The organism is Dactylosporangium sp. NPDC049140 (assembly GCF_040648435.1).
This window is the reverse complement of record NZ_JBEZDS010000020.1, coordinates 104864-125200: the sequence shown is the minus strand read 5'-3', so window position 1 is coordinate 125200 and position 20337 is coordinate 104864. Positions and strand designations below refer to the sequence as shown.

24 protein-coding genes are annotated in these 20337 nt (G+C 72.9%); 8 read left to right on the top strand and 16 right to left on the bottom strand.

Annotation, left to right across the window (positions count from 1 at the left end; all coding sequences use genetic code 11):
• Positions 1–172: 172 nt before the first annotated feature.
• From AB0B76_RS29360 to AB0B76_RS29350, 3 genes are all read right to left on the bottom strand, one after another.
• Entirely contained in the window at positions 173–301 is a 129-nt protein-coding gene (locus AB0B76_RS29360) for a hypothetical protein (RefSeq protein ID WP_360381580.1), read from the bottom strand.
• Positions 302–725: 424 nt separating this feature from the next.
• On the bottom strand, positions 726–1094 hold the full coding sequence (locus AB0B76_RS29355) for a hypothetical protein (RefSeq protein WP_360381578.1): 369 nt from the start codon (positions 1092–1094) through the stop codon (positions 726–728).
• Between the two features lie 128 nt (positions 1095–1222).
• A complete protein-coding gene (locus AB0B76_RS29350; protein WP_360381577.1) occupies positions 1223–1669 on the bottom strand; it encodes a helix-turn-helix domain-containing protein in 447 nt (148 codons plus the stop codon).
• Between the two features lie 57 nt (positions 1670–1726).
• Between AB0B76_RS29350 and AB0B76_RS29345 the strand changes: the two genes are divergently transcribed.
• Positions 1727–2497 (top strand): alpha/beta hydrolase, encoded by a 771-nt coding sequence (locus AB0B76_RS29345; RefSeq protein WP_360381576.1) that lies wholly within the window; start codon positions 1727–1729, stop codon positions 2495–2497.
• 71 nt (positions 2498–2568) lie between these two features.
• On the opposite strand, the gene AB0B76_RS29340 is transcribed toward AB0B76_RS29345, so the two are convergent.
• The 3 genes from AB0B76_RS29340 to AB0B76_RS29330 form a co-directional block, all read right to left on the bottom strand.
• Positions 2569–3804: an Ig-like domain-containing protein gene (locus tag AB0B76_RS29340; RefSeq protein ID WP_360381575.1), complete on the bottom strand. Its 1236-nt coding sequence runs from the start codon at positions 3802–3804 to the stop codon at positions 2569–2571.
• A 132-nt stretch (positions 3805–3936) separates the two neighbouring features.
• Complete coding sequence (locus AB0B76_RS29335) at positions 3937–4314, bottom strand: DUF427 domain-containing protein (protein ID WP_360381574.1); 378 nt, start codon at positions 4312–4314, stop codon at positions 3937–3939.
• 10 nt (positions 4315–4324) lie between these two features.
• Complete coding sequence (locus tag AB0B76_RS29330) at positions 4325–4858, bottom strand: TetR/AcrR family transcriptional regulator (protein ID WP_360381573.1); 534 nt, start codon at positions 4856–4858, stop codon at positions 4325–4327.
• A gap of 99 nt (positions 4859–4957) precedes the next feature.
• On the opposite strand from AB0B76_RS29330, the gene AB0B76_RS29325 reads away from it, so the two are divergent.
• Positions 4958–6175 carry an MFS transporter gene (locus AB0B76_RS29325; protein WP_360381572.1) on the top strand — a complete coding sequence of 406 codons (1218 nt, stop codon included), beginning with the start codon at positions 4958–4960 and terminating at the stop codon, positions 6173–6175.
• Between the two features lie 273 nt (positions 6176–6448).
• Positions 6449–7639, top strand: coding sequence for an amidohydrolase family protein (locus tag AB0B76_RS29320; RefSeq protein WP_360381570.1), 1191 nt, complete (start codon positions 6449–6451; stop codon positions 7637–7639).
• A gap of 37 nt (positions 7640–7676) precedes the next feature.
• Here the strand turns inward: AB0B76_RS29320 and AB0B76_RS29315 are convergent, their stop codons facing one another.
• Genes AB0B76_RS29315 through AB0B76_RS29305 form a run of 3 tightly spaced genes read right to left on the bottom strand, consistent with a single transcriptional unit; the run spans position 7677 to position 10086 of the window.
• Positions 7677–8408 carry a glucose 1-dehydrogenase gene (locus AB0B76_RS29315; protein WP_360381569.1) on the bottom strand — a complete coding sequence of 244 codons (732 nt, stop codon included), beginning with the start codon at positions 8406–8408 and terminating at the stop codon, positions 7677–7679.
• Positions 8409–8417: 9 nt separating this feature from the next.
• The gene (locus tag AB0B76_RS29310; protein ID WP_360381567.1) at positions 8418–9392 is read right to left on the bottom strand and encodes a glutathione S-transferase C-terminal domain-containing protein; all 975 of its coding nucleotides are present in this window, start codon (positions 9390–9392) and stop codon (positions 8418–8420) included.
• Between the two features lie 7 nt (positions 9393–9399).
• The gene (locus AB0B76_RS29305) at positions 9400–10086 is read right to left on the bottom strand and encodes an SDR family oxidoreductase (protein WP_360381566.1); all 687 of its coding nucleotides are present in this window, start codon (positions 10084–10086) and stop codon (positions 9400–9402) included.
• Positions 10087–10181: 95 nt separating this feature from the next.
• Here AB0B76_RS29305 and AB0B76_RS29300 point away from each other — a divergent pair, with 95 nt between their 5' ends.
• Positions 10182–10736 (top strand): TetR/AcrR family transcriptional regulator, encoded by a 555-nt coding sequence (locus tag AB0B76_RS29300; RefSeq protein ID WP_360381564.1) that lies wholly within the window; start codon positions 10182–10184, stop codon positions 10734–10736.
• A gap of 161 nt (positions 10737–10897) precedes the next feature.
• Positions 10898–11236 (top strand): DUF1330 domain-containing protein, encoded by a 339-nt coding sequence (locus AB0B76_RS29295; protein ID WP_360381563.1) that lies wholly within the window; start codon positions 10898–10900, stop codon positions 11234–11236.
• A 12-nt stretch (positions 11237–11248) separates the two neighbouring features.
• Here AB0B76_RS29295 and AB0B76_RS29290 read toward each other — a convergent pair whose 3' ends face one another.
• Positions 11249–13090 (bottom strand): transglycosylase domain-containing protein, encoded by a 1842-nt coding sequence (locus tag AB0B76_RS29290; protein WP_360381561.1) that lies wholly within the window; start codon positions 13088–13090, stop codon positions 11249–11251.
• A gap of 45 nt (positions 13091–13135) precedes the next feature.
• The gene (locus tag AB0B76_RS29285; protein WP_360381560.1) at positions 13136–14197 is read right to left on the bottom strand and encodes a serine hydrolase domain-containing protein; all 1062 of its coding nucleotides are present in this window, start codon (positions 14195–14197) and stop codon (positions 13136–13138) included.
• Positions 14198–14258: 61 nt separating this feature from the next.
• Between AB0B76_RS29285 and AB0B76_RS29280 the strand changes: the two genes are divergently transcribed.
• From AB0B76_RS29280 to AB0B76_RS29270, 3 genes are read left to right on the top strand one after another with little or no spacing between them, the layout of a single operon-like run.
• Positions 14259–15365: a TIGR03364 family FAD-dependent oxidoreductase gene (locus AB0B76_RS29280; RefSeq protein ID WP_360381559.1), complete on the top strand. Its 1107-nt coding sequence runs from the start codon at positions 14259–14261 to the stop codon at positions 15363–15365.
• On the top strand, positions 15359–16045 hold the full coding sequence (locus tag AB0B76_RS29275; RefSeq protein WP_360381558.1) for a phosphonatase-like hydrolase: 687 nt from the start codon (positions 15359–15361) through the stop codon (positions 16043–16045). Before AB0B76_RS29280 ends, AB0B76_RS29275 begins: the two co-directional genes overlap by 7 nt.
• A 29-nt stretch (positions 16046–16074) precedes the next feature.
• Positions 16075–16659 (top strand): dihydrofolate reductase family protein, encoded by a 585-nt coding sequence (locus AB0B76_RS29270; RefSeq protein ID WP_360381556.1) that lies wholly within the window; start codon positions 16075–16077, stop codon positions 16657–16659.
• A 262-nt stretch (positions 16660–16921) separates the two neighbouring features.
• Here AB0B76_RS29270 and AB0B76_RS29265 read toward each other — a convergent pair whose 3' ends face one another.
• The 5 genes from AB0B76_RS29265 to AB0B76_RS29245 form a co-directional block, all read right to left on the bottom strand.
• Positions 16922–17266 carry a hypothetical protein gene (locus AB0B76_RS29265; RefSeq protein WP_360381555.1) on the bottom strand — a complete coding sequence of 115 codons (345 nt, stop codon included), beginning with the start codon at positions 17264–17266 and terminating at the stop codon, positions 16922–16924.
• On the bottom strand, positions 17245–17538 hold the full coding sequence (locus tag AB0B76_RS29260) for a S8 family serine peptidase (RefSeq protein ID WP_360381553.1): 294 nt from the start codon (positions 17536–17538) through the stop codon (positions 17245–17247). The genes AB0B76_RS29265 and AB0B76_RS29260 overlap by 22 nt, the downstream gene beginning before the upstream one ends.
• A 77-nt stretch (positions 17539–17615) precedes the next feature.
• Entirely contained in the window at positions 17616–18815 is a 1200-nt protein-coding gene (locus AB0B76_RS29255) for an FAD-dependent monooxygenase (RefSeq protein ID WP_360381551.1), read from the bottom strand.
• 62 nt (positions 18816–18877) lie between these two features.
• Positions 18878–19474 (bottom strand): PadR family transcriptional regulator, encoded by a 597-nt coding sequence (locus AB0B76_RS29250; RefSeq protein ID WP_360381549.1) that lies wholly within the window; start codon positions 19472–19474, stop codon positions 18878–18880.
• Positions 19471–20328 carry an oxidoreductase gene (locus AB0B76_RS29245; RefSeq protein WP_360381547.1) on the bottom strand — a complete coding sequence of 286 codons (858 nt, stop codon included), beginning with the start codon at positions 20326–20328 and terminating at the stop codon, positions 19471–19473. Before AB0B76_RS29245 ends, AB0B76_RS29250 begins: the two co-directional genes overlap by 4 nt.
• Between the last annotated feature and the right edge of the window lie 9 nt (positions 20329–20337).

Here is a 20337-nt window from a genome sequence, read left to right as displayed (position 1 = left end):
GGCTTGTGGGCTTGCGGACCGCCATGGTTGCGCGTCCCGGTGGGTCGCGTCGGCTTGTGGGCTTGCGGACCGCCATGGTTGCGCGTCCCGGCGGGTCGCGTCGGCTTGTGGGCTTGCGGACCGCCATGGTTGCGCGTCCCGGCGGGCCGCATGGGCTTGTGGGCCGACATGGTCACGTGGCCGTCTGGGTCTCCTGGGTCGAGACGATCACGGTGCCGAAGCGCTCGATGTCGTCGTGCTTGACCACGTCGTACCGCCGGATCGCCGAGGCCTCGTCCGTGCCTGCCCACAGCACCTGCACGCGCAGAGTGTCGCGGTCCTTGGCGGTGGTGTACGTGCACGTGAGTCCTCGTCGGTGTGGCCGATGCGCGAGCGGCCGGTGCCGTGATCGCCGGACGGATTCTGGCCCGGGTCAGCGCCGTCTCCGTTCGAGCCGCGCGCGTTGGAGTTGCGGTCGCGGGCGTCCGGGTCACGGTCGGAGTTGCGGTTGTCGGACCCCGGGTTCTGGGTGGCATTCGGCCGAGCGGATTTATCCGACTTGGGGGTATCGCGCGGATCGGACCACTTCATGGGGGACGAGCTCTCCGCCGGCTCGCCCACCAGCAGGGCCGGGCCCGCGGCCATGGCCTCCGTCCGGGCGGTCAGCGGCATCCGCCAGCGCACCGTGCCCGTGCGCGTCGACAGGGCGGTCAACTCGGCCGTCTTCGCGCCGCGGTGGTACGTGCTCACCAGCACCGAGCCCGAGCCCAGATCGCTCTGCGACCACAGGACCGTGCCCAGGTCGCCCGAGGAGTCCAGCCGGCGGCGCCAGCGGACCGTGCCGGCGTGGCGTCGATGCCGGTCAGCTCGGTGCCCGCCTCCGCCTGGGTCACGATGATGTCCGCCGTCGGGTCGTAGCCGACCAGGTCACGCGCCGCCGTCTCGAACGTCGCGCCGCGCAGGAGGTCGCCCGGGTGGGCGCCCGGGTTGGCGCCCGGGCTCGTGGCCGACGTCCCGAACGACGGGAGGATCGGGGGCTCCGGGTGGGCGGCCACGCTGGCGGTCAGGACCGCCGCCGGAACCACCAGCAAACCCGCCGCGGCGTACGGCCTCACGTCAAACCCCCGGTTGCTCCACCCGAAAACCTAAAAAGACGCTAAATGCGAATATTTCTGGAAACACGAACCGACGCGGCCCGTTCACCGTTCCTGGCATATCATCATTTAGCCCCGCAAAAACCCCGTTACTGTGGCAAATGCGGATCGTTCACCGCGCGACCCGGCACCAGATGGCGATGCAACGTCCGCAGGGCCGCCTGCACCTCCGGCAGGGCCCGTGGATCGTCGAGGGCCGCGAGCAGCACGTCGTCGGCGGGCGCGCCGCTCACGATCAGCAGTGGCGGCCGCGCGGCCGGGTTGGGGCGCACCAGCGTGCGCCGGCGGTCGCGCGGGTCCGGGGACGTGACCACCGAGCCGTGCTCCTGCAGCCGCGCGACCGCCGCCGACACGTGGCTCTGCGGGAAGCCCGTCCGCGTCGCGATCTCGCCCACCGAGCTGTCCGGGTGCTGCGTCACGTCGACCAGCACCGAGCGCACGCTCGCCGGCAGCGACTCGTCGCCCAGGGCCGGCATGGCGCTGCCCGCGAGCTTCATCAGCGTGCGGCCCAGGACCAGCAACTCGAGTCCGTTCACGGTCGCCAGAATACAACAGACTTGATGCATCAGAAATGATGCTTTACCGTCGGCGGCATGTACACGCGACTGCACGGCAGCGGGGAGCGCCTGCTCGTGATCGTCCAGCCCGGCGACGGGGACGCGGACGGCACGGAGGCGCTCGTGCGCGAACTGGCGAAGGACCGGACGATGAAGGACCGGACGATCCTGACGTACGACCGCCGGGGCCTTTCCCGGAGCCCGGCCGGGGACGGCCCGGTGACGATCGAGTCGCACACCGACGATCTGGCCCTGATGCTCGCGCACAAGGCGCGCTCGGCCGGACGCGCCCAGGTGGATGTCCTCGGGATCAGCATCGGCGCGCTGATCGGGCTCGACCTCGCGGCCCGGTACCCGGCGCTGGTGCGCACGCTCGTCGCGTACGAGCCGCCGTTGCCGCAGCTGCTCGACGACCCGGAGCCGTTCGTGGCGGAACAACGGCAGATCGAGGCGGGCGGCCTGCAGCGGTTCCTCGCGTTCACCGGCTTCGACCCCGCCGACCGCGAGCCCGACGCCGTCCTCCCGCGCCCGGGCCCGGACCGGGCCCGGAACCTCGAGTTCTTCCTGACCTACGACGCGCCCGCGGCAAGACGATTCCGGTTGTACCTCGAGCCGCTCACCCGGGACACGGTCGTCCCGGCGATGGGCCGCAGCAGCCGCGGCCGTCTGCACGCGGCCCCGGTGGAGGCCCTGGCCCGGCTCCTCGGCACGGAGCCGGTCGAGTTCGAGGGCGGGCACAGCGCCCACGTGTTCCGGCCGAAGGCCTTCGCGCGGACGCTGACCGAGGTGCTAACGTCCCGCGGCTGAAGTTTCTTGACCGGTCCGCCGCTGGCCGCGGCCAGCGCGGGGGTCAAGAAACGGCGACGCGCGACGCTGGATCACCACTGAGCCCAGGGGATGGTCCAGTCGCCGAGGCCGTCGGTGACCGGCAGGTTCTTGGGCGTGTTGCGTACCTCGACCACGTCGCCGGTGTCGAAGGTGTCGTAGAACCACTGCGCGTTGGCCGGCGCCACGTTGATGCAGCCGTGCGACGTGTTCGCCTTGCCCTGCGAGGGGATGTTCCAGTCGGCCAGGTGCACGTACTCACCGGAGAGGGAGATCCGGCAGGCCAGCTTGATCTTCTCCTCGTAGTAGTTCGGGTTGTTCTTGTCCGTGATGCCGTAGCTGGCGGAGCTCATCGTGACGACCGGCTCCTTGGTCATCAGCACGTGCACGCCGGAGCGGGTGAAGAAGTCGATGGTCTCGCCCTTGGAGCCGGTGGTCGTGCCGCCCTTGCCCATGCTGACCGGGATCTTCTTGACCATCTGGCCGTCGATGTAGCACTCCATCTGCTTCGTGTTGGAGTCCGCGATCGCGATGCGCGACGGGCCGATGGAGAAGTTCGCGGTGGCGTTGCCGCCGCCGTACACGCCGTTGCCCAGGTCGACCCCGAGGACGTTCACGCTCACCTTGACCGTGGTGCCCTTGGCCCAGTACTTCTCCGGGCGCCAGTGCGCGCTCTGGTTGGTTACCCAGTGCCACTTGCCCTCGACCGACGGCGAGGTGGTCACCTTCATCGCCTGCTCGGCCGCGTCCTGGTTCTTGACGGCCTTGTTGAAGAACACGATGACCGGCTGCCCGACGCCGTAGGTGGCGCCGTTCTTCAGCGCGAGCATCGGGTTGGCCTGGAACGTGACGCTCGCGACCGACTTCGGCTGCAGCGTCGTGAACGAGCTGCTCTTGCTGACGTCCTTGCCGTCCGCGCCGGCGCCGGCGACCGTGACCGTGTACGTCTGCCCGTAGCTCAGGGTCCCGCTCGACGTCCAGCTCTTCTTGTCCTCGGCCAGCTTGCCGTCGAGGTTCTTGCCGCCGGCCGCCACGGTGACCGTGTTGAGCGTGCCGTTGTCGATGGCCACGGTCACCTGGCTCGTCGGCGACACGTCCTTGGTGTCGGCCGCCGGCGTGATGGTGACCGTCGCGGGCGTGCCTCCGCCTCCTCCGCCGCCCCCGTCGGCGCCGGGCGAGCCGTTGCCGGTCCAGGCGGCCTTGCCGGTGTTCCCGTCATTGCACGCGGCCAGCGCGACGGCCGCGGCCGCTCCCGCGCCCGCGGCCAGCATCTTGCGACGACTCAACATGTCTGTGCCCTCCCCGTTCGCGAACGGTACCGATCGGGAGCCGGACTGCAAAACCCTCGAAAGGTATTGCCCGCAATGTCCGAAGCGCTGCGCCCGGAGGTTAGACGTGCGCGGAGGGCCGCGGCGTTCATGTCAGGTAACCGACACCACAGTCACCTCGAGACGGTCCGTGTAGAAGGCGACACGCTTCGCGATCGGGGCTACGGCCTCGTACGGCGTCTCGTAGCTCCACACCGCGTTGTCCACGGTGCCCTCGGGCGTGACGACCGAGTAGTAGGAGGCGTCGCCCTTGAACGGGCAGTACGTGCTGTGGTCGGTGCGCTGCAGCAGCTTCTGGTCGACGTCCTCCAGCGGCACGTAGTACGCGACCGGGTACGTGGACTCCTGCAGGGCCAGTGCGTTGGTGGTGTCCGCGACGACGTGCTCGCCGGAGCGGACCACGACCCGCACGTCCGACGGGGTCACGGTGATGGGGTGGTCGGGGCCGGGGATCAGCTGTGGGCGACTCATGCGCCCAACGCTATGCCGGCAGGAGTTTGTCGACCAGGCGGACCGGTAGATCGTCGTCCAGCGTCCAGGGGAGGAAGATCGCGCGGTACACGATGGGTCCGATGATCCCGTCGACGATCTCGTCGGCGGTCGGGGTCGCGGGCCCGCCGACGATGACGAGGGCCTCGGCGCGCCGGTTGCGCAGGCAGTCGGTCTCCTGCTCGCCGGCCGACGCGCTGCCCCCGCGCAGCAGGGCGGCGTTGAGCGGCTTGCGGTAGTGCTCGACGATCTCGCGCGCCCAGGCGACGAGGTCGGCCCGCAGGTCGCCGGTGCGGGGCAGTTCGCGCTGGGGGTCGAGCCGGTAGGTCGCGATGTCGTTGAGCAGTGCGGCGGCGTCGCCCCAGCGGCGGTACACGCTCGTCGGGTTGACCCCGGCGCGCTCGGCGACCAGCGGGATCGTCACCTTCTCGGCGCCGCGCTCGCGGACGAGGTCCTCCACGGCGTAGCGGATCGAGGAGAGCACGGCGGCGCTGCGTCCACCGGTGCGGCGCACGGGCGCGGACATGGTGTGACCCTCCTTACTAAAGCAAAATTCTTGGCTTTAACGCGCCGGAAGCGCGTACTTTCAGCGTAACGCAAAGACCTTTGCTTTAGGAGTCGCGTGATGTCTACCGCAACACTCGACCGCCCGGTCGCTCCCGTCCGGCGCCGCACGCTGCCGCCGGGCGTGGCCTTCGCCGGCGCGGCCCTGGCCTTCGCGTCCCTGTACCTCGCCGCCGGCGCCCCCACCCCGCTGCTCGTGCTGTTCGAGCGCGAGTGGGGCTTCGCCCCGTGGGTGCTGACCGTGGCCTTCGCCGCCTACGCGTTCGGCCTGCTCGCCTCGCTCGTCGTGTTCGGCTCGCTGTCCGACCACATCGGGCGCCGCCCGGTGCTCATCGGCGCCCTGGCCGTCGAGCTCGGCGCGATGATCATGTTCGTGTTCGCCCCGAACATCGGCTGGGTGATCGCCGCCCGCATCGTGCAGGGCATCGCGACCGGCGCGGCCAGCAGCGCGTTCACCGCGGCCCTGGTCGAGCTCGCCCCCGAGCGGCACAAGCGCCTCGGCGGCATCCTCGGCGCGGTCGCCCCGGCCGGCGGCCTGGGCCTCGGCGCGCTGCTCACCGGCGCCGCGGTCCAGTTCACCCACCAGGCGAACCTCATCGTCTTCACCAGCCTCACCGTCATCATGGCGGTGGGCACCCTGACCGCGGTGCTGTCGGCCGAGACCGTCGGCCGCCGCCCGGGCGCCCTGGCCGCCCTGAAGCCCCAGGTTTCGGTACCGCGGGCCGCTCGCCCGGACTTCCTGGCCGCCGCCCCCGCCCACCTGGCCTCCTGGATGCTCGCGGGCCTGTTCATGGGCCTGTCCCCGAGCATCCTGCGCGACGTCTTCCACCACAGCAGCGGCCTGCTCAACGGCGTCACCGCGTTCATCCCGCCGGCCACCGCCGCGACGTCCGCGTTCCTGCTCAGCCGCCACCCGGCCCGCGCGGTCGTGCGCAACGGCACCGTCGCCGTGCTGGCCGGCACCGCGATCGTGCTGCTCGGCATCGCGACCGGCACGCTGCCCCTGCTGTGGGTGGGCGGCCTGATCGGCGGGGCGGGCTTCGGCGCCACGTTCTCGGGGGCGCTGCGCGCGGTCGGCCCGCTCGCCGAGGCGCACCAGCGCGCGGCGCTCTTCGCGGCCGTGTTCCTCGTGGCGTACCTCAGCTTCGGCGTCCCGGCGATCGTCGCCGGCCAGCTCGTGGCGCCGCTGGGCCTGCTCACGACGGTGCTGTGGTACGGCGGCGCGATCATCCTGGCCGCGCTTGTCGCGCTCGGCGCCCAGCTGCGACTCGCCCGCTGAAAGTCTCACGAGCGCTGGTCCCCGTGCCGATGGCAGGGGGACCAGCCGTCGTTCACCTCACGGAGGACAGCTCGACCCGGCGACCCGCAAGGCCCGGGTCAACGCCCAGGCCGACACCTTGAGCCGGCTCATGGGCACCAGGCACAACGTCCAGATGGCCGCGAACGTCACCGACGGCAAGGGCGTCGACCTGTACATGTGACGGTCGCCGGGCCGACTTGCGTCCCCGAAAGCTTTTGAGTTAGCTTTCTCAAAAGCCTTTAGGGGGTACACGTGGATCTGCTCATTCGCGGCGGGCGGCTGCTGTCCGGGGCGCCCGCCGACGTGCTCGTCGCCGGCGGGGTCATCGCCGCCGTCGGCGCCGCCGGCGCGGCCGCCGCCGAGGTCATCGACGCCGAGGGGCTGGTGGTGGCGCCCGGCTTCGTCGACGGGCACCGGCACATGTGGCAGGCGCCGCTGCGGGGCGCCGGGGCCGACCTGACGCTGCCGGAGTACTTCGGCGCGGTCCTGGACCGGGCCCTGGGCGCGTACTCGCCCGAGGACGCCCACCTGGCCACGCTGCTCGGCGCGGCCGAGGCGCTCGACGCCGGGATCACCACCGTGCTCGACTGGTGCAACGTGACCCGGTCACCGTCGCATGTGGACGGCGTCCTCGACGCCTACGCGACCGCGGGCATCCGGGCCGTGGTCGCGGCGGCCGACACCGCCCACGCCGCGCGCATGGCCGGGCTGACCGGCCTGGTCACCGGCGCGCTCGCGCTGCTCGGCCCGCAGTACGGCCGCTGGGACGACGCCGTCGCCGAGCTGGGCCTCGCCCGCGAGCTCGGCCTGCTCGCGTCCATGCACCTCGCCGGCGGGCCGGACGGGCCGATCGCCCGGCTGGACGCGGCCGGACGGCTCGGCCCGCACCTGCAGTTCGTGCACGTCAACGCCATGACCGCGGACGACGCCGCGCGGCTGGCCGGAACCGGCACGGGTGTCACGGTCACGCCCGTGGTGGAGGCGACGATGGGGCACGGTGCCTCGCCGTACACCCGCTTCGCCGCCGCGGGCGGGCGCTGCGGCCTCGGCACCGACGTGGCCGTGAACGCGCCGCCGGACCTGTTCGAGCCGATGCGGGAGACGCTGCGCCGGCACCGGGCCGAGTCCGCCACCATGGCCCCGGCGGGCACGGTACTGGCCGCGGCGACCGCGGACAGCGCCGCCGCGATCGGCCTGGGCTCCGTCACCGGCGCCCTGACCCCGGGCCGGCGCGCGGACATCGTGCTGCTGTCGGGCCTGTCGCACCTGCCGGGCGAGGCCGTCGCGGGCGCGGTGGTCACCGCCCTCGGCCCGGCCGACGTGCACACGGTGCTCGTGGACGGCCGCGTGGTGAAGCGTGACGGCCGGCTGACCGCCCTGGACCTGCCGAAGCTGCGGGCCCAGGCGGTGGACCTGGGCCGCCGGGCGCTGGCGGGCGGGTGAGGCGCGACGGCCGGCTGACCGGCCCGGACCTGAGCGCCTACAGGCCGCCGGCGACGCGCAGCGTGGTGCCGGTGGCGTAGGAGGCGGCCGGGCTCAGCAGCCAGGCGATCGCCTCGGCGATCTCCTCCGGGGTGCCCAGCCGCCCGGCCGGGATCCGCGCGACGACGTTCGCGGCCCGGTTCGGGTCGCCGGTCTGCTCGTGGATCTCGGTGTGCACGAAGCCGGGCGCGACGCCGTTGACCCGGACGCCGGCCGCCGCCAGCTCCTTGGCCAGGCCCAGGGTCAGCGCGTCGACGGCGGCCTTGCTCGCCGCGTAGTGCACGTAGTTGCCGGGGCTGCCGAGCGTCGCCGCGGTCGAGGAGACGTTCACGATCGCGCCGCCCGCGGTCATCACGCGGGCGGCCTGGCGGGCACACAGGAACGCGCCGATGACGTTGACGTCCATGACCCGGCGCAGCTCGCCGGTGTCGAGGTCGGCCAGGGGGCCCAGGGGCGAGGCGATGCCGGCGTTGTTCACCAGGCCGGTGACCGGGCCCAGGCGCTGCGCGGCCGCGTCGAACAGGGCCAGCACGTCGTCCTCGGCCGAGGTGTCGGCGCGCACCGCGACCGCGTCGGCGCCCGCGGCCCGCACGCCCGCGACGACCTGCTCGGCGGCGTGGGCGTTGCTGCGGTACCCGACGGCGATGCGGTGCCCGTCGCGGGCCAGGCGCAGGCAGGTCGCCGCGCCGATGCCCCGGCTGCCGCCGGTCACGACCGTGACGTGTTCCATGCGCCGAAGCTACCGGTCGGCGGGGGCCGTGGGCGGCGTTCCGGCCCCGAACGGGCGCCCGCCGAGCGCCTCGCGGCCATGCGGCTCGGACCAGCCGGACAGGTCCGGGCCGAGCGGGACGACGCCGGACGGGTTGATGTCGCGGTGGACAGCGTAGTAGTGGCGCTTGATGTGCTCGAAGTTCACCGTGTCGCCGAAGCCCGGGGTCTGGAACAGGTCCCGCGCGTAGGCCCACAGCACCGGCAGCTCGGTGAGCTTCTGCCGGTTGCACTTGAAGTGGCCGTGGTACACGGGGTCGAAGCGGACCAGCGTCGTGAACAGCCGCACGTCGGCCTCGGTGATGGTGTCGCCGACGAGGTACCGCTGCCGCTCCAGCCGCGCCGAGAGCCAGTCGAGGCGGGCGAAGAGGCGCGCGTAGGCGGCCTCGTAGGCCTCCTGGGAACCGGCGAAGCCCGCCCGGTACACCCCATTGTTGACGTCCTTGAAGACGAGCTCCATGACCTCGTCGATCTCGCCGCGCAGCGCCTCGGGGTAGAGCTCGGGCGCGCCCTCGCGGTGGTGGGCCCGCCACTGCGTCGACAGGTCAAGGGTCAGCGGCGCGTAGTCGTTGGTGACGACCTCGCCGGAGGGCACGTCGACGATCGCGGGCACGGTGATGCCGCGCTCGTAGCCGGGGAAGCGCTTGAGGTACGCGTCCTGGATGCGCTCGATGCCCAGCACCGGATCCCGGCCGCCGGGGTCGAGGTCGAACGTCCAGCTGCGCGCGTCGTGCGTCGGCCCGCACACGCCCATGGACAGCACGTCCTCGAGCCCCAGCAGCCGGCGCACGATGATCGCCCGGCTGGCCCACGGGCAGGCGCGGCTCACGACCAGCCGGTACCGCCCCGGCTCGACCGGCCAGCCGTCCCGCCCGTCGGCGGTGATGCGGTCGGAGATGTACCGCGCGTCCCGCTTGAACTCGCCGTCGGCCCGGTATGCGTTCACCGTCCCATTAGACCAGCTGCGGGTACAGCGCCGCCGGGTCGCCGGACAGCCCGCGCTTCACGGTGCGGCTGATCTCGTCGGCGAGCACCTCGAACTCGCCCGCCTCGACGCCGTCCAGCGCCTGCCGGGCCACGTCCTGCGCGCTGGCCTTGGGCCCGTCGATGCCCCGGGTCATGTCGGTGTCGATGTACCCCACGTGCAGCCCCGTCACCTTCGTGCCCTGCGCCGCCAGCTCGAGCCGGAACGCGTTTGTGGCCTGCCACACGGCCGCCTTGGTGGAGCTGTACGAGGTGCCCTGCGAGATCCAGCTCAGCACCGAGTGCACGTCGAGCACGTGGCCGCCGCCGTTGGCCGCGAGCACCGGGGCGAACGCGCGGGTGACGTTTATCGTGCCGTAGAAGTTCGTCTCGAACTCGCGGCGGATGTCGTCGAGGTCGCCGTGCAGCAGGCTGCTGCCGGTGGTGATGCCGGCGTTGTTGATGAGCACGGTGACGTCGGGCGCCTCGGCGGCGGCCCGGCGTACCGACTCCGGATCCGTCACGTCGAGGGCCAGGGGCACGGCGCCGGGCGTGCTCACCGACCTGGGGTCGCGCGCCGCCGCGTAGACCTTGCGCGCGCCCCGCGCCAGCGCCTCCTCGACAAACGCCTTGCCCAGGCCCCGGTTGCCGCCGGTGACCAGCACGACCTCGTTCATCGCATTCACCCTTCGCTCGCTTCCGGAAACCGATCGGTTTCCGCGTGTGCCCCTACGGTAGAGCGATCGGTTTCCAATTGGGTAGACTGAACCGTGTGACCTCCATCGCCCCGCCCCGCGAACGGCTGCTCAAGGCCGCGGCCGAGCTGTTCTACGCCGAGGGCTCGGCCGCGGTCGGCGTCGAGCGCCTGTGCAAGGCCGCGGGCGTGTCGAAGCGGTCGATGTACCAGCTGTTCACCACCAAGGACGAGGTGATCGCCGAGAGCCTGCGCAGCTACGGCCCGGCGACGGTCGCGTCGTACTTCCCCGGCCCGGCGGCGGACATGCCCCCGCGCGAGCGCATCCTGCACGTGTTCGCCCGGCTGGAGGAGCAGTCCGGCACCGGCCCCTTCCACGGCTGCCCGTTCGTGAACACCGCGGTGGAGCTGCACGACCCCGCCCACGAGGCGTCGATCGTGGCCTTGTCGTTCAAAAAGTGCCTGGAGTCGTACTTCCTGGAGCACGCGACCGCCCTGGGCGCTCCCGACCCGTCCTTCCTGGCCGCGCAGCTGACCATGCTCTTCGACGGCGCGGCCGTGCGAGCGGTCATGCGAGCGGAGCCCTTGTCCGGCCTGTCCCTGCGCGCGGCGACCAACCTGCTGAACTTTTAGCTCGCTGCCGCTCGCGGCGGGGGAGCTGCGCTCCACCCGCACCCCCTCAAGATCGGCGCCGGCGCGCACAACACCGGACAAGTGCGCGGGGATGAGGCCCGCAGGATGATGACCTCGCAGGTCATCGACATGTTGATCACCGGGCGTTCATGATCGGAAGTATGAACGGATACGCGATAGCGCACCTCTACGACCGCAGCGACCACGATGACGTTCTCGACTACCTGGAGCGGATCGATGCGACGCTCGCGCCGTTCGAGGGTCACTTCCTGGCCCACGCCCCACAGGTCGAGGTGCTCGAGGGCGAGTGGCCCGGCACGGTGGTGATCCTCGAGTTCCCGAGCCTGACCGCGGCGCGCTCGTGGTACGACTCGCCCGCCTACCAGAAGATCAAGCACTTACGCACCGACCACATCGACGGCGCCGCGATCCTCTTCGAGGGCGTCGCCGCCGACCACGACTCGGCCAAGCTGGCCGCCGCCATCCGTGCCGCCGCTTAGCCGGTCAGCCGGTCAGGCGTTGCCCGCCTTCGGGTCGCCGATCAGCGGGGGCTGGGCGATGTCGGTGCGGGCCGTGCCCAGGGCCGCGCCCATGAACTGCCGGTAGACGGTCGCCGGCAGGGTCGCGCCGGTCACGGGGGCGCCGGTGCGGTCGATCAGCGGGCGCTCCTCGGCCTTGTTGCCGACCCACACCGCGACCGCCACCTGCGGGGCGAAGCCGGCCGCGGTGGCGTGCGCGGGCCGGTTCAGGTCGCCGCCGAGAGGCCAGTCGCCGACCGCCAGGGAGGTCTGCCGGCCGTCGGCCAGGCGCCCGGCCGGCTGCTGGGTGAGCGCCCAGGCCACGTTGCGCGCGATGGCCTGGTCGACGCCCGTGTCCGCGGTCTCCGGGGCGCGGTAGGTGGTACGGCTGCCCTGGGTCACCGACGCGATGAGGTGCGGGTGGGCCCGGCGCCCGTCCGCGGCGAACGTCGCCATGACGTTGGCCTGGTCGGTGAGCGCCATCGGGTACTGCCCGAAGGCCATCTCCGGGCCGAACCACTTCGGGAACAGCTCGTTGCCGGGGCGGTCGAGCGCGACCGCCTCGGCCTTGCCGTCCACCGCGGACCACATGGTGCCGGCCCCGGCCGCCCGGGCCATGTCGAGCACGGCCGCCGGGCCGGTCTTCTCGGCCACCCCGAACAGCGGCACGCGCAGCCCGTCGCGCTGGGCGTCCAGCAGCGTGCACGACGGCTTGCCGCCCGGGCAGCGGTGCACGTCGCGCACCGGGTTGCCGCCCTTGGCGGTGCGGCCCGAGCCCGGGTAGTCCATCTCCGCCGGCGCCTGCCACTTCGACTGCAGCGAGATGCCGGCCTTCAGCGCCGCGGCCACCGTGATCGGGGCGAACACGTTGCCCGGCGGATGGGCCCCGGCGTAGTCGACCAGGGCGCCGTCCTTGCCGCCGTAGTAGGCCAGGACACGCCCGGTCAGCGGCTGTACCGCCACCGCCCCGGCCTGCACGTTGGCGGGCTGGCCGTCCATCGCCGCGCCGACCGCGCCGAGCAGCGAGCCCTGCAGCTTCCGGTCGATGGTGGTCGAGATCCGGGCGCCCGCGGCGGGCAGTTTGAGCGCGTCGTACTCCACCATGACCCGCTGCCGGATGAACCCCTCGCTGCCGGCCGGGCGCAGCGCGTCGTGCCGCTTCGTCGCGTCCTCGGCGGTGCGGGTGGTGCCCTCGGGGAAGACCACGCCGGCCCCGCCGCCGGTCATCTGCTTGCGGATCTCGTCGAACCGCTTGCGGGCCGCGTCGGCGTGCATGGTCGGGTCGTAGGCGCCGTTGCCGGGCGCGTCCAGCTGCGCGGCGAGCACGACCGCCTCGCCCGGCGACAGGGTCGCGGCCGGCTTGTCGTAGAAGGCCTGCGCGGCCGCCTCGATACCGTAGGCGAGGCGGCCGAAGTACATCGTGTTGAGGTACCGGTCGAGGATGGCGTCGCGGCCGAGGCGGTCCTCGATCTTGCCCGCGATCACCTGCAGCCGGGCCCCGCCGAGGTTCGGGTCGTCGAGCACCTTGCGGGTGTACTGCACGCTGATGCGCGTCGGCCGCCCGAACCAGTGCCCGCCGCGGAAGCCGGGGTCCTCGGCGGCGATGACGGCGTCGGCCACGTACCCCGGCAGCCGCGCGGTGTCGATCGGCACCTGGTCGTCCTTGCCGGTGCGGGCCATGAGCGTGCCGTCGGCGTAGAGGATCTCGGTCGACCCGCCCGGCTCCGGCAGGCCGGGCACGGCGACGCCACCGGCGTAGATGCCGGCGGCCGCGGCGGCCCCGCCGAGCAGCACGACGACGATCGCGGTCCCGGCGAGCACCCGTTTCCTGGTCATCTGCGTCAATCCTCCCCATGGACTGACGCATCGTACGCCGTCGTTCTAAGGTAGTCGGGCCTCGACCGCGTCGTAGAGCGCGTTGCTGCGATCATGCCCGGCCAGGTGCCGCGTCACGTAGGCCATCCGGTACCCGTCCGGCTCGGCGAGGTACCCGCCCGCCGACGAGCCGCCGATGCCGCCCATGCCGATCCACGCCTCGTCGCGGCGGAAGCCCAGGGTCCAGACCGCGTCCTCCTCGAGCAGCCGGTCCACGCCCTGCGCCTGCGGCGCGAGCGCCTCGGCCAGCAGGTCCGCGGGCAGCAGCCGGGGGAGGGCCTGGTACAGCCCGGCCAGCCCGCGCGCGGTCGCGTGCAGGTTCACGGCCGGCAGCTCGCCGCCGCGCCAGGCGTCGCCGTTGAGCACCGCGGGGTCGAGCAGTCCGGCCGGGTTGCCCAGCGCGCGGGCCCACAGCTCGCCGTGGCCGTGCACCGACTCCTCGGCCCAGCCCGGGGCGTGCTCCAGCTCGGCGCAGCGGGCCCGGTCGGTCGCCGGCACCCCGAAGTGCACGTCGTGGCCGAGGCCGCGGACCACGTCGCCGACCGTCTCCCCGGTCGCGCCGCGCAGGATGGCGCCGAGAATGTTGCCGTACGTCAGCGCGTGCTCGCCCACCGCCGTGCCCGGCTCCCACTCCAGCGGCGAGGCGGCGATCGCGGCCGTGAACCGCGGCCAGTCCAGGCCCGCCGCGGCGTCGAGCGGCTCGGCGACCGCGGGCAGGCCGAGCTGGTGCGCCAGGGCGTGGCGGACGGTGCCGCGCTCGTGCCGGAACGCCGGCCAGTACGTCGCGACCGGCTCGTCGAGCCCGATCCGGCCGTCGGCGACGCGCGCGAGCACGGCCAGGGCCGCGACCGGCTTGCCGGCCGAGAACACCGTGGCCAGGGTGTCGGCCCGCCACGGCCGGGTGCGGGCGGCGTCGGCCCAGCCGCCCCACAGGTCCACGACGAGCGCGCCGCCGGCGTAGGCGGCGACCGAGGCGCCCGTCTCCGCGCCGGACCCGAGCAGTTCGCCGAAGACCTCGGCGACCGGCTCGAAACCCTTCGCGACGGTACCGCTGACCAGTTCGTGCATTCGCCCCGCCTCTTCGGCTCGCCTTCTCGGTGCGTTCATCCGCACTGTGCATGCTCCACGCGTGCGAATCGTGATCGTCGGCGGGGGCGTGCTCGGGACCATGCACGCGTGGCACGCGGTACGCCGCGGCCACGAGGTGGTGCAGCTGGAGCGCGAGGCCGAGGCCCGCGGCGCGTCGGTGCGCAACTTCGGGCTCGTCTGGGTCTCCGGGCGCGCCGGTGGGGCCGAGCTGGCGACCGCGCAGCGCGCCCGCACGCTGTGGGAGCAGATCGGCGCCGAGGTGCCCGGGGTCGGCTTCCGCGCCAACGGCTCCCTGACCCTGATCCGCACCGAGGCCGAGTGGGCGGTCGCCGCGGCGGCCGCGGCCGCTCCCGACGCGGCCGGGCGCGGGTGGCGGCTGGTCGAGGCTCGTGAGGTACAACTGCTGAATCCGGCGCTGCGCGGGGACTTCCTCGGGGCGCTGCACTGCGCCCGCGACGGTGCCGTCGAATCCCGCGTGGCGCTGCCGGCGCTGCGGGCCGCCCTGGCCCCGACCGGCCGCTACACGTGGCTGCCCGGGCGCGAGGTGCGCGCCGTCGCCGAGGGGTCGGTGCGCGACGACACCGGCGCGGTACACGGCGCCGACCACGTGGTCCTGGCCACCGGGGCGGCGCTGGGCGGGCTGGTGCGGGAGCTTGCGGCGGCGGTACCGGTCCGGCGCGTGTGGCTGCAGATGGCGCAGACGGCGCCGCTGGGGGAGCCGCTGACCACGTCCGTCGCGGACGCCGACAGCTTCCGGTACTACCCGGCCTACGACCCGGCGCCACTCGCGGCCCAGCCGCAGCCGCCGGTCGCCGCCGAGCACAAGATGCAGCTGCTCATGGTGCAGCGCCTCGACGGCGGGCTCACCATCGGCGACACCCACGCGTACGCCGAGCCGTTCCCGTTCGACGAGGTCGAGGCGCCCTACGACCACCTGACCGAGGTCGCGTCCGCGCTGCTGGGCCGGGCGCTGCCGCGCATCGAGCGGCGCTGGAACGGCGTGTACGCGCAGTGCCTCGACCCGGCCGCCGTCGCCTTCCGCTCGGCCGTCGCGCCCGGGGTCTGGCTCGTGACCGGGCCGGGCGGGCGCGGCATGACCTGTTCCCCCGCCATCGCCGAGCAGACCGCCGAGGAGCTGTCGTGGTAGCCGTCGACCTCGTGGTGCTGGACATGGCCGGCACCACCGTGCAGGACGGCGGGCTCGTCGAGCGCGCCTTCACCGCGGCCATCGGGGAGCAGGGCGTACACCCCGGCGACCCGGTCTACGCCGACATGCTCGCCCACGTGCGCGCCACCATGGGCGAGTCGAAGATCAGCGTCTTCCGGCACCTGCTCGGCGGCGACGAGGCCCGCGCCCAGGCCGGCAACGCGGCGTTCGAGCGCGCCTACGGTGAGCTGGTCGCCGAGGGCCACTGCGCCCCGATCCCCGGCGCCGCCGACGTCATCGAGCGGCTGCGCACCGCGGGCGTGAAGGTCGCGCTCACCACCGGCTTCTCGCGCGCCACGGCCGGCCGCATCCTCGCCGCGCTCGGGTGGCAGGACATCGCCGACCTCACGCTGGTACCGGCCGAGGCGGGCCGCGGCCGCCCGTACCCGGACCTCGTGCTCACGGCCGTCATGCGCCTCGGCCTCGACGACGTGCGCGCGGTGGCGACGGCGGGGGACACGACGTACGACGTGCAGTGCGGCCTGCGCGCGGGCGCCCGCATCGTCACCGGCGTGCTGACCGGCGCCCACGACGCCGAGGCCCTGCACGCGGCGGGCGCGACCCACGTCCTGGACTCCGTGCGCGACCTGCCCGACATAATTCTTTCGGCACGCCGATGAGTCCGGTGCGGCGCCGGCGTTACACGGGCATGACGAACACAGTGATCGCCGACATGACGATGTCCCTCGACGGCTTCATCGCGGACCCGCAGGACGGATGCGAGGAGCTCTTCGGCTGGTTCTCCAACGGCCCCGTCGCCGTACCCGCCCCGGGCTCGCCGGGCTTCGCCTTCCAGACGTCCGAGGCGAGCGCCCGCCACCTGCGCACCGGCATCGAGAACGTCGGCGCACTGGTCTGCGGCCGGCGCCTCTTCGACTACACCAACGGCTGGGACGGGTCCCATCCGATGGGCGTGCCGGTCGTGGTGGTGTCGCACCGCCCGGCCGCGCCCGGCTCCCCGTTCACCTTCACCGGCTCGGTCGAGTCCGCGATCGCGGCGGCGAAGGAGCTCGCGGGCCCGTCGAGGTGGGTGGGGGTGGCGAGCGCGTCGATCGCCCGGCAGTGCCTCGAGCTGGGGCTGCTCGACGAGATCCGGGTGTCGCTGGCGCCGGTACTGCTGGGGAAGGGCATCCCGTGGTTCGCGGACGTGGCTTCGGCGCCGGTGCGGCTGTCCGACCCGGAGATCGTCGCCGGTACCGGGGTGACGCACCTCTACTACACGGTGCTGCGCTGACGGGCAACCGTCGCACCGCGGTCGGCGGTTCTGCGCTCTTGGCCGGGCATGCTGTGGCCTGGTCCCGGCATGTCGGGTGCTTCGCGCCACCGCGCGTGGCCCTGCGCTCTTGGCCCGGCATGCTGTGGCCTGGTCCCGACATGTCGGGCGCTCCGCGCCACGACATGTCGGATTTATAGGTCGTCAGGCGATAAATGAGATAAGTCGCGGCGCGGAGCGCCCGACTTATCGGAAACGCCACCGCGAACCACCCGGCACCGGCTCAGTTCCAGGACGCCGTGGACCAGTCGTCGCTGGACCAGTAGTGCCCGGACCACGTGCCGTTCGACCAGTAGTGCCCCGACCAGTAGTGGCCGGACCAGTAGTGGCCGGACCAGTCCGGGTCGCTCCATGTCGACGCGCCGCCCCACGGGGAGCCCGTCCACGACGCCGCGGCCCACGTCTTCGAGGCCCACGACTTCCCGGTCCAGCCGTCGCCGGCCAGGCGGTAGCCCATCCAGAGCCCGCCGCTCCAGGCGTCCAGCGACGCGCTCTTCGGCGCCCAGGTCGCGCTCGACAGCGGGCCCCAGACCGTGGCCTCACCGCTCAGGGTGACGTTGTCGCGCACCACGTGGCTGCCGCCGCGGGCGTCCTCGATGCTGCCGGTGCCGCAGTGCCGACCTTCACCGAGGTGAGCTTGGCCTTCGGGGCCAGCCCGACGGTGCCGGTCGCGGTGTCGTTGCCGACGATGATGCCGGCCATGTGCGTGCCGTGGCCGTACGTGTCGAGGTACCGCAGATCCGCCGACTGCGACTCGAACGACAGGTCGGGGCCGTTCACGACCTGCGCCGCGGGCAGCCCGGCGACGGGGGCGACGCCGAACCATGTCTTCCGTAACATGATCACTACGGTGCGTCCCGGCGGGGCCGCCGTCATCGGTGCGCGGGCAACGCTCACTGAACCGCACCCGCCCCCTGTCAGCCGGTGCTGCGCGACATCATCCGTTCGCCCGGCACGACGGGCGCGTCGAAGTCGATCGGGTGGTCGAACTGCCAGGCGAACTTCTCCGGATCGCCGAACGCCTTCATCGCCACGGGCATGATCAGGTCGCGCAGGACGCGGGCGATCGGGCCGGCCGCCTTGTCGGCGTTGGTGCGCGCGGCCATCTTGATGATCCGCTCGACGCGCGCCCGGCGCAGCTGCTCGTAGGTGGCGAAGGCGCGCTCGACGGGCAGGTCGCGCAGGCACCGGGCCAGCTGTACCGCGCTCTCGATGGCCAGCGACACGCCCTGGCCCGAGCTCGGGGACGTGGCGTGGGCGGCGTCGCCGACCAGTACCACCCGGCCCCGGTGCCACACGGGAACGCTCGGCATGTCCTCCAGCCCGCCGGTGATGACGAGATCCTCCGGGCGCGTGCGGCGGACCATCTCCACGGCGGGGGTGCGGTCGTCGCGGAAGAGCTCGGCGATGCGGCGCAGCCACTCCTCGGCCGGGGTTGAGCGGGCCTCCGCGGCGCTCATCGGCGCCGGGTGCGGAAGGTTCGCGAACCAGCCGGCCTCGTCGGGCTCGATCTGGTACCCGAAGAACGCCCGCTTGCCGAAGACCATGTGCATCTTCGGGCCGGTCGGGGCCAGCCCGTCGCCCGGGCACCGTGCGCCGAAGCCGAGCAGCCCGGCGTACCGCGGCGACGGCGCCCCGGGGTCGATGGCGGCCCGCACGGTGGAGCGGATGCCGTCGGCGCCGATGAGGATGTCCCCGGCCGCCGTGCTGCCGTCGGCGAACGTGGCGGTCGCGTCCTGCAGCGAGACCAGGCGCTTGCCGTGCTCGATGCGGATCCCGCGCCGCCCGGCCTCGGTGTAGAGGGCGCGGTACAGGTCGGAGCGCCAGATCAGCAGCTGCTCGGGCAGCCGCTCGGGGGCGGCGAACTCGGCCAGGCGCTTGCCTGTCCAGCTCTGCATGACCATCGCGCGCATCGGCCGCCCGGCCGCGGCCACCGCCGCGTCGGCGCCGATCGCCGCGAGCGCCTGCCGCCCGTTCGGCGCGAGGCCGAGCGCACCGCCGACGCCGGTCGCCGTCCCGTCGTACGCCTCGTAGACCGTCGCCTCGATGCCGGCCTTCTGCAGCGCCATGGCCGCAACCGGTCCTCCGATGCCGCCACCGATGACGATCGCCCGCATGACGAACCCCCGCTCCTAGATTGGTTGGTACCAACTATCCAGGAGCGACTAGTCAGTGTCAACTATTCGGGCTTGAACTCCACGCCGTGCGCGCCGGCCCACATCGGGCCCCACTCGTTGATCCGGGCGAGGAACTCGTGCACGAAGGCGATCTCGGCGTCGAGCAGGCGCAGGCGGTACACCTCCTCGATCAGGAACAATGCGGGCACCCCCTCGGCCTCGGACTGCTCGATCTGCCGGCTCGTCTCCGCGCGCTGCGTCGCGAGCCCGTCCAGCCGGGCCCGCAGCAGCGGGATGACCTCGTTCGGGGTGAGGGCCGAGACCATCGACAGGGCCGAGACGAACGCCGGGTACTCGTGCTGGGGCTCCCCGACCAGCTCGCGCAGCCAGTCGTGCAGCTCGGCGCGGCCGGCGTCGGTGATCTGGTACACGGTGCGCTCGGGGCGCGCGCCCTCGCGGTTGACCTCCTGCTCGGCCACGAAGCCGGCCTTGGCCAGCTGCTGCACCACCATGTACAGCGAGCCGTGGTTGAACTTGATGCTGCGCTCGTCGCCGTGGCTGCGCAGCGTCTTGGCCAGTTCGTAGGGGTGCATCGCGGCCTGGCTCAGATAGCTCAGCACCGCGAGCGCGAGAAGGTTCCCGACCTTCCGTCGTTTCACGCGGGTGTACCCGTGACGCCCAGCGCGGCCCGCGCCTGCTCGTCGAGCTTCAGGTGTCCGGCCGCCATGTTCTCCTCCAGGTGCTCCAGCGACGCGGTGCCGGGGATGAGCAGCGTGTTCGGCGCCACGGCGAGCACCCACGCGAGCGCGACCTGCGCCGGGGTGGCGTCCAGGCGCGCCGCGACCGCCTTGACCTGCGGGTGGCCGAGCACCCGCTCGCGGCCGAAGGCGGCGCCGAGCGGGAAGAACGGCACGAAGGCGATCCCGCGCTCGGTACACAGCTCCAGTACCGGCCGCGACTGCTGGTCGACGAGGTTGAACGGGTTCTGCACGCAGACGATCTCGGTCCGGCCGAGGCCCTGGCGCAGCTGCTCCTCGTCGACGTTGCTCATCCCGATGCCCTCGATCAGCCCCTCGTCGCGAAGGGCGATCATGGCGTCGAGCTGCTCGTCCAGTACCGCCGGATCGCCCTTCGCGTGCAGCCGCAGGTTCACCGCGGCCAGCCGCTCGACGCCCAGGGAGCGCAGGTTCTCCAGCACGCCGGCGCGCAGCTCCTCCGGCCGGTCGGCCGGCAGCCACGCGCCCTTCGCGTCCCGCCGCGCCCCGACCTTGCTGACCAGGGCGAGCCGCTCCGGGAACGGGTGCAGGGCGCTGCGGAGGACCTCGTTGGCGACGTCGGGGCCGTAGTACTGGGCGGTGTCGATGTGGTCGACGCCCAGGTCGACGGCCCGGCGCACCACCGCGAGGGCCTCGGCGCGGTCCCGGGGCGGCCCGAAGGCGCCGCGGCCCGGCAGCTGCATGGCGCCGAACCCGACGCGGTGGACGGTGCGCTTGCCCAGCGGGTACGTTCTCACGCTCCTTAG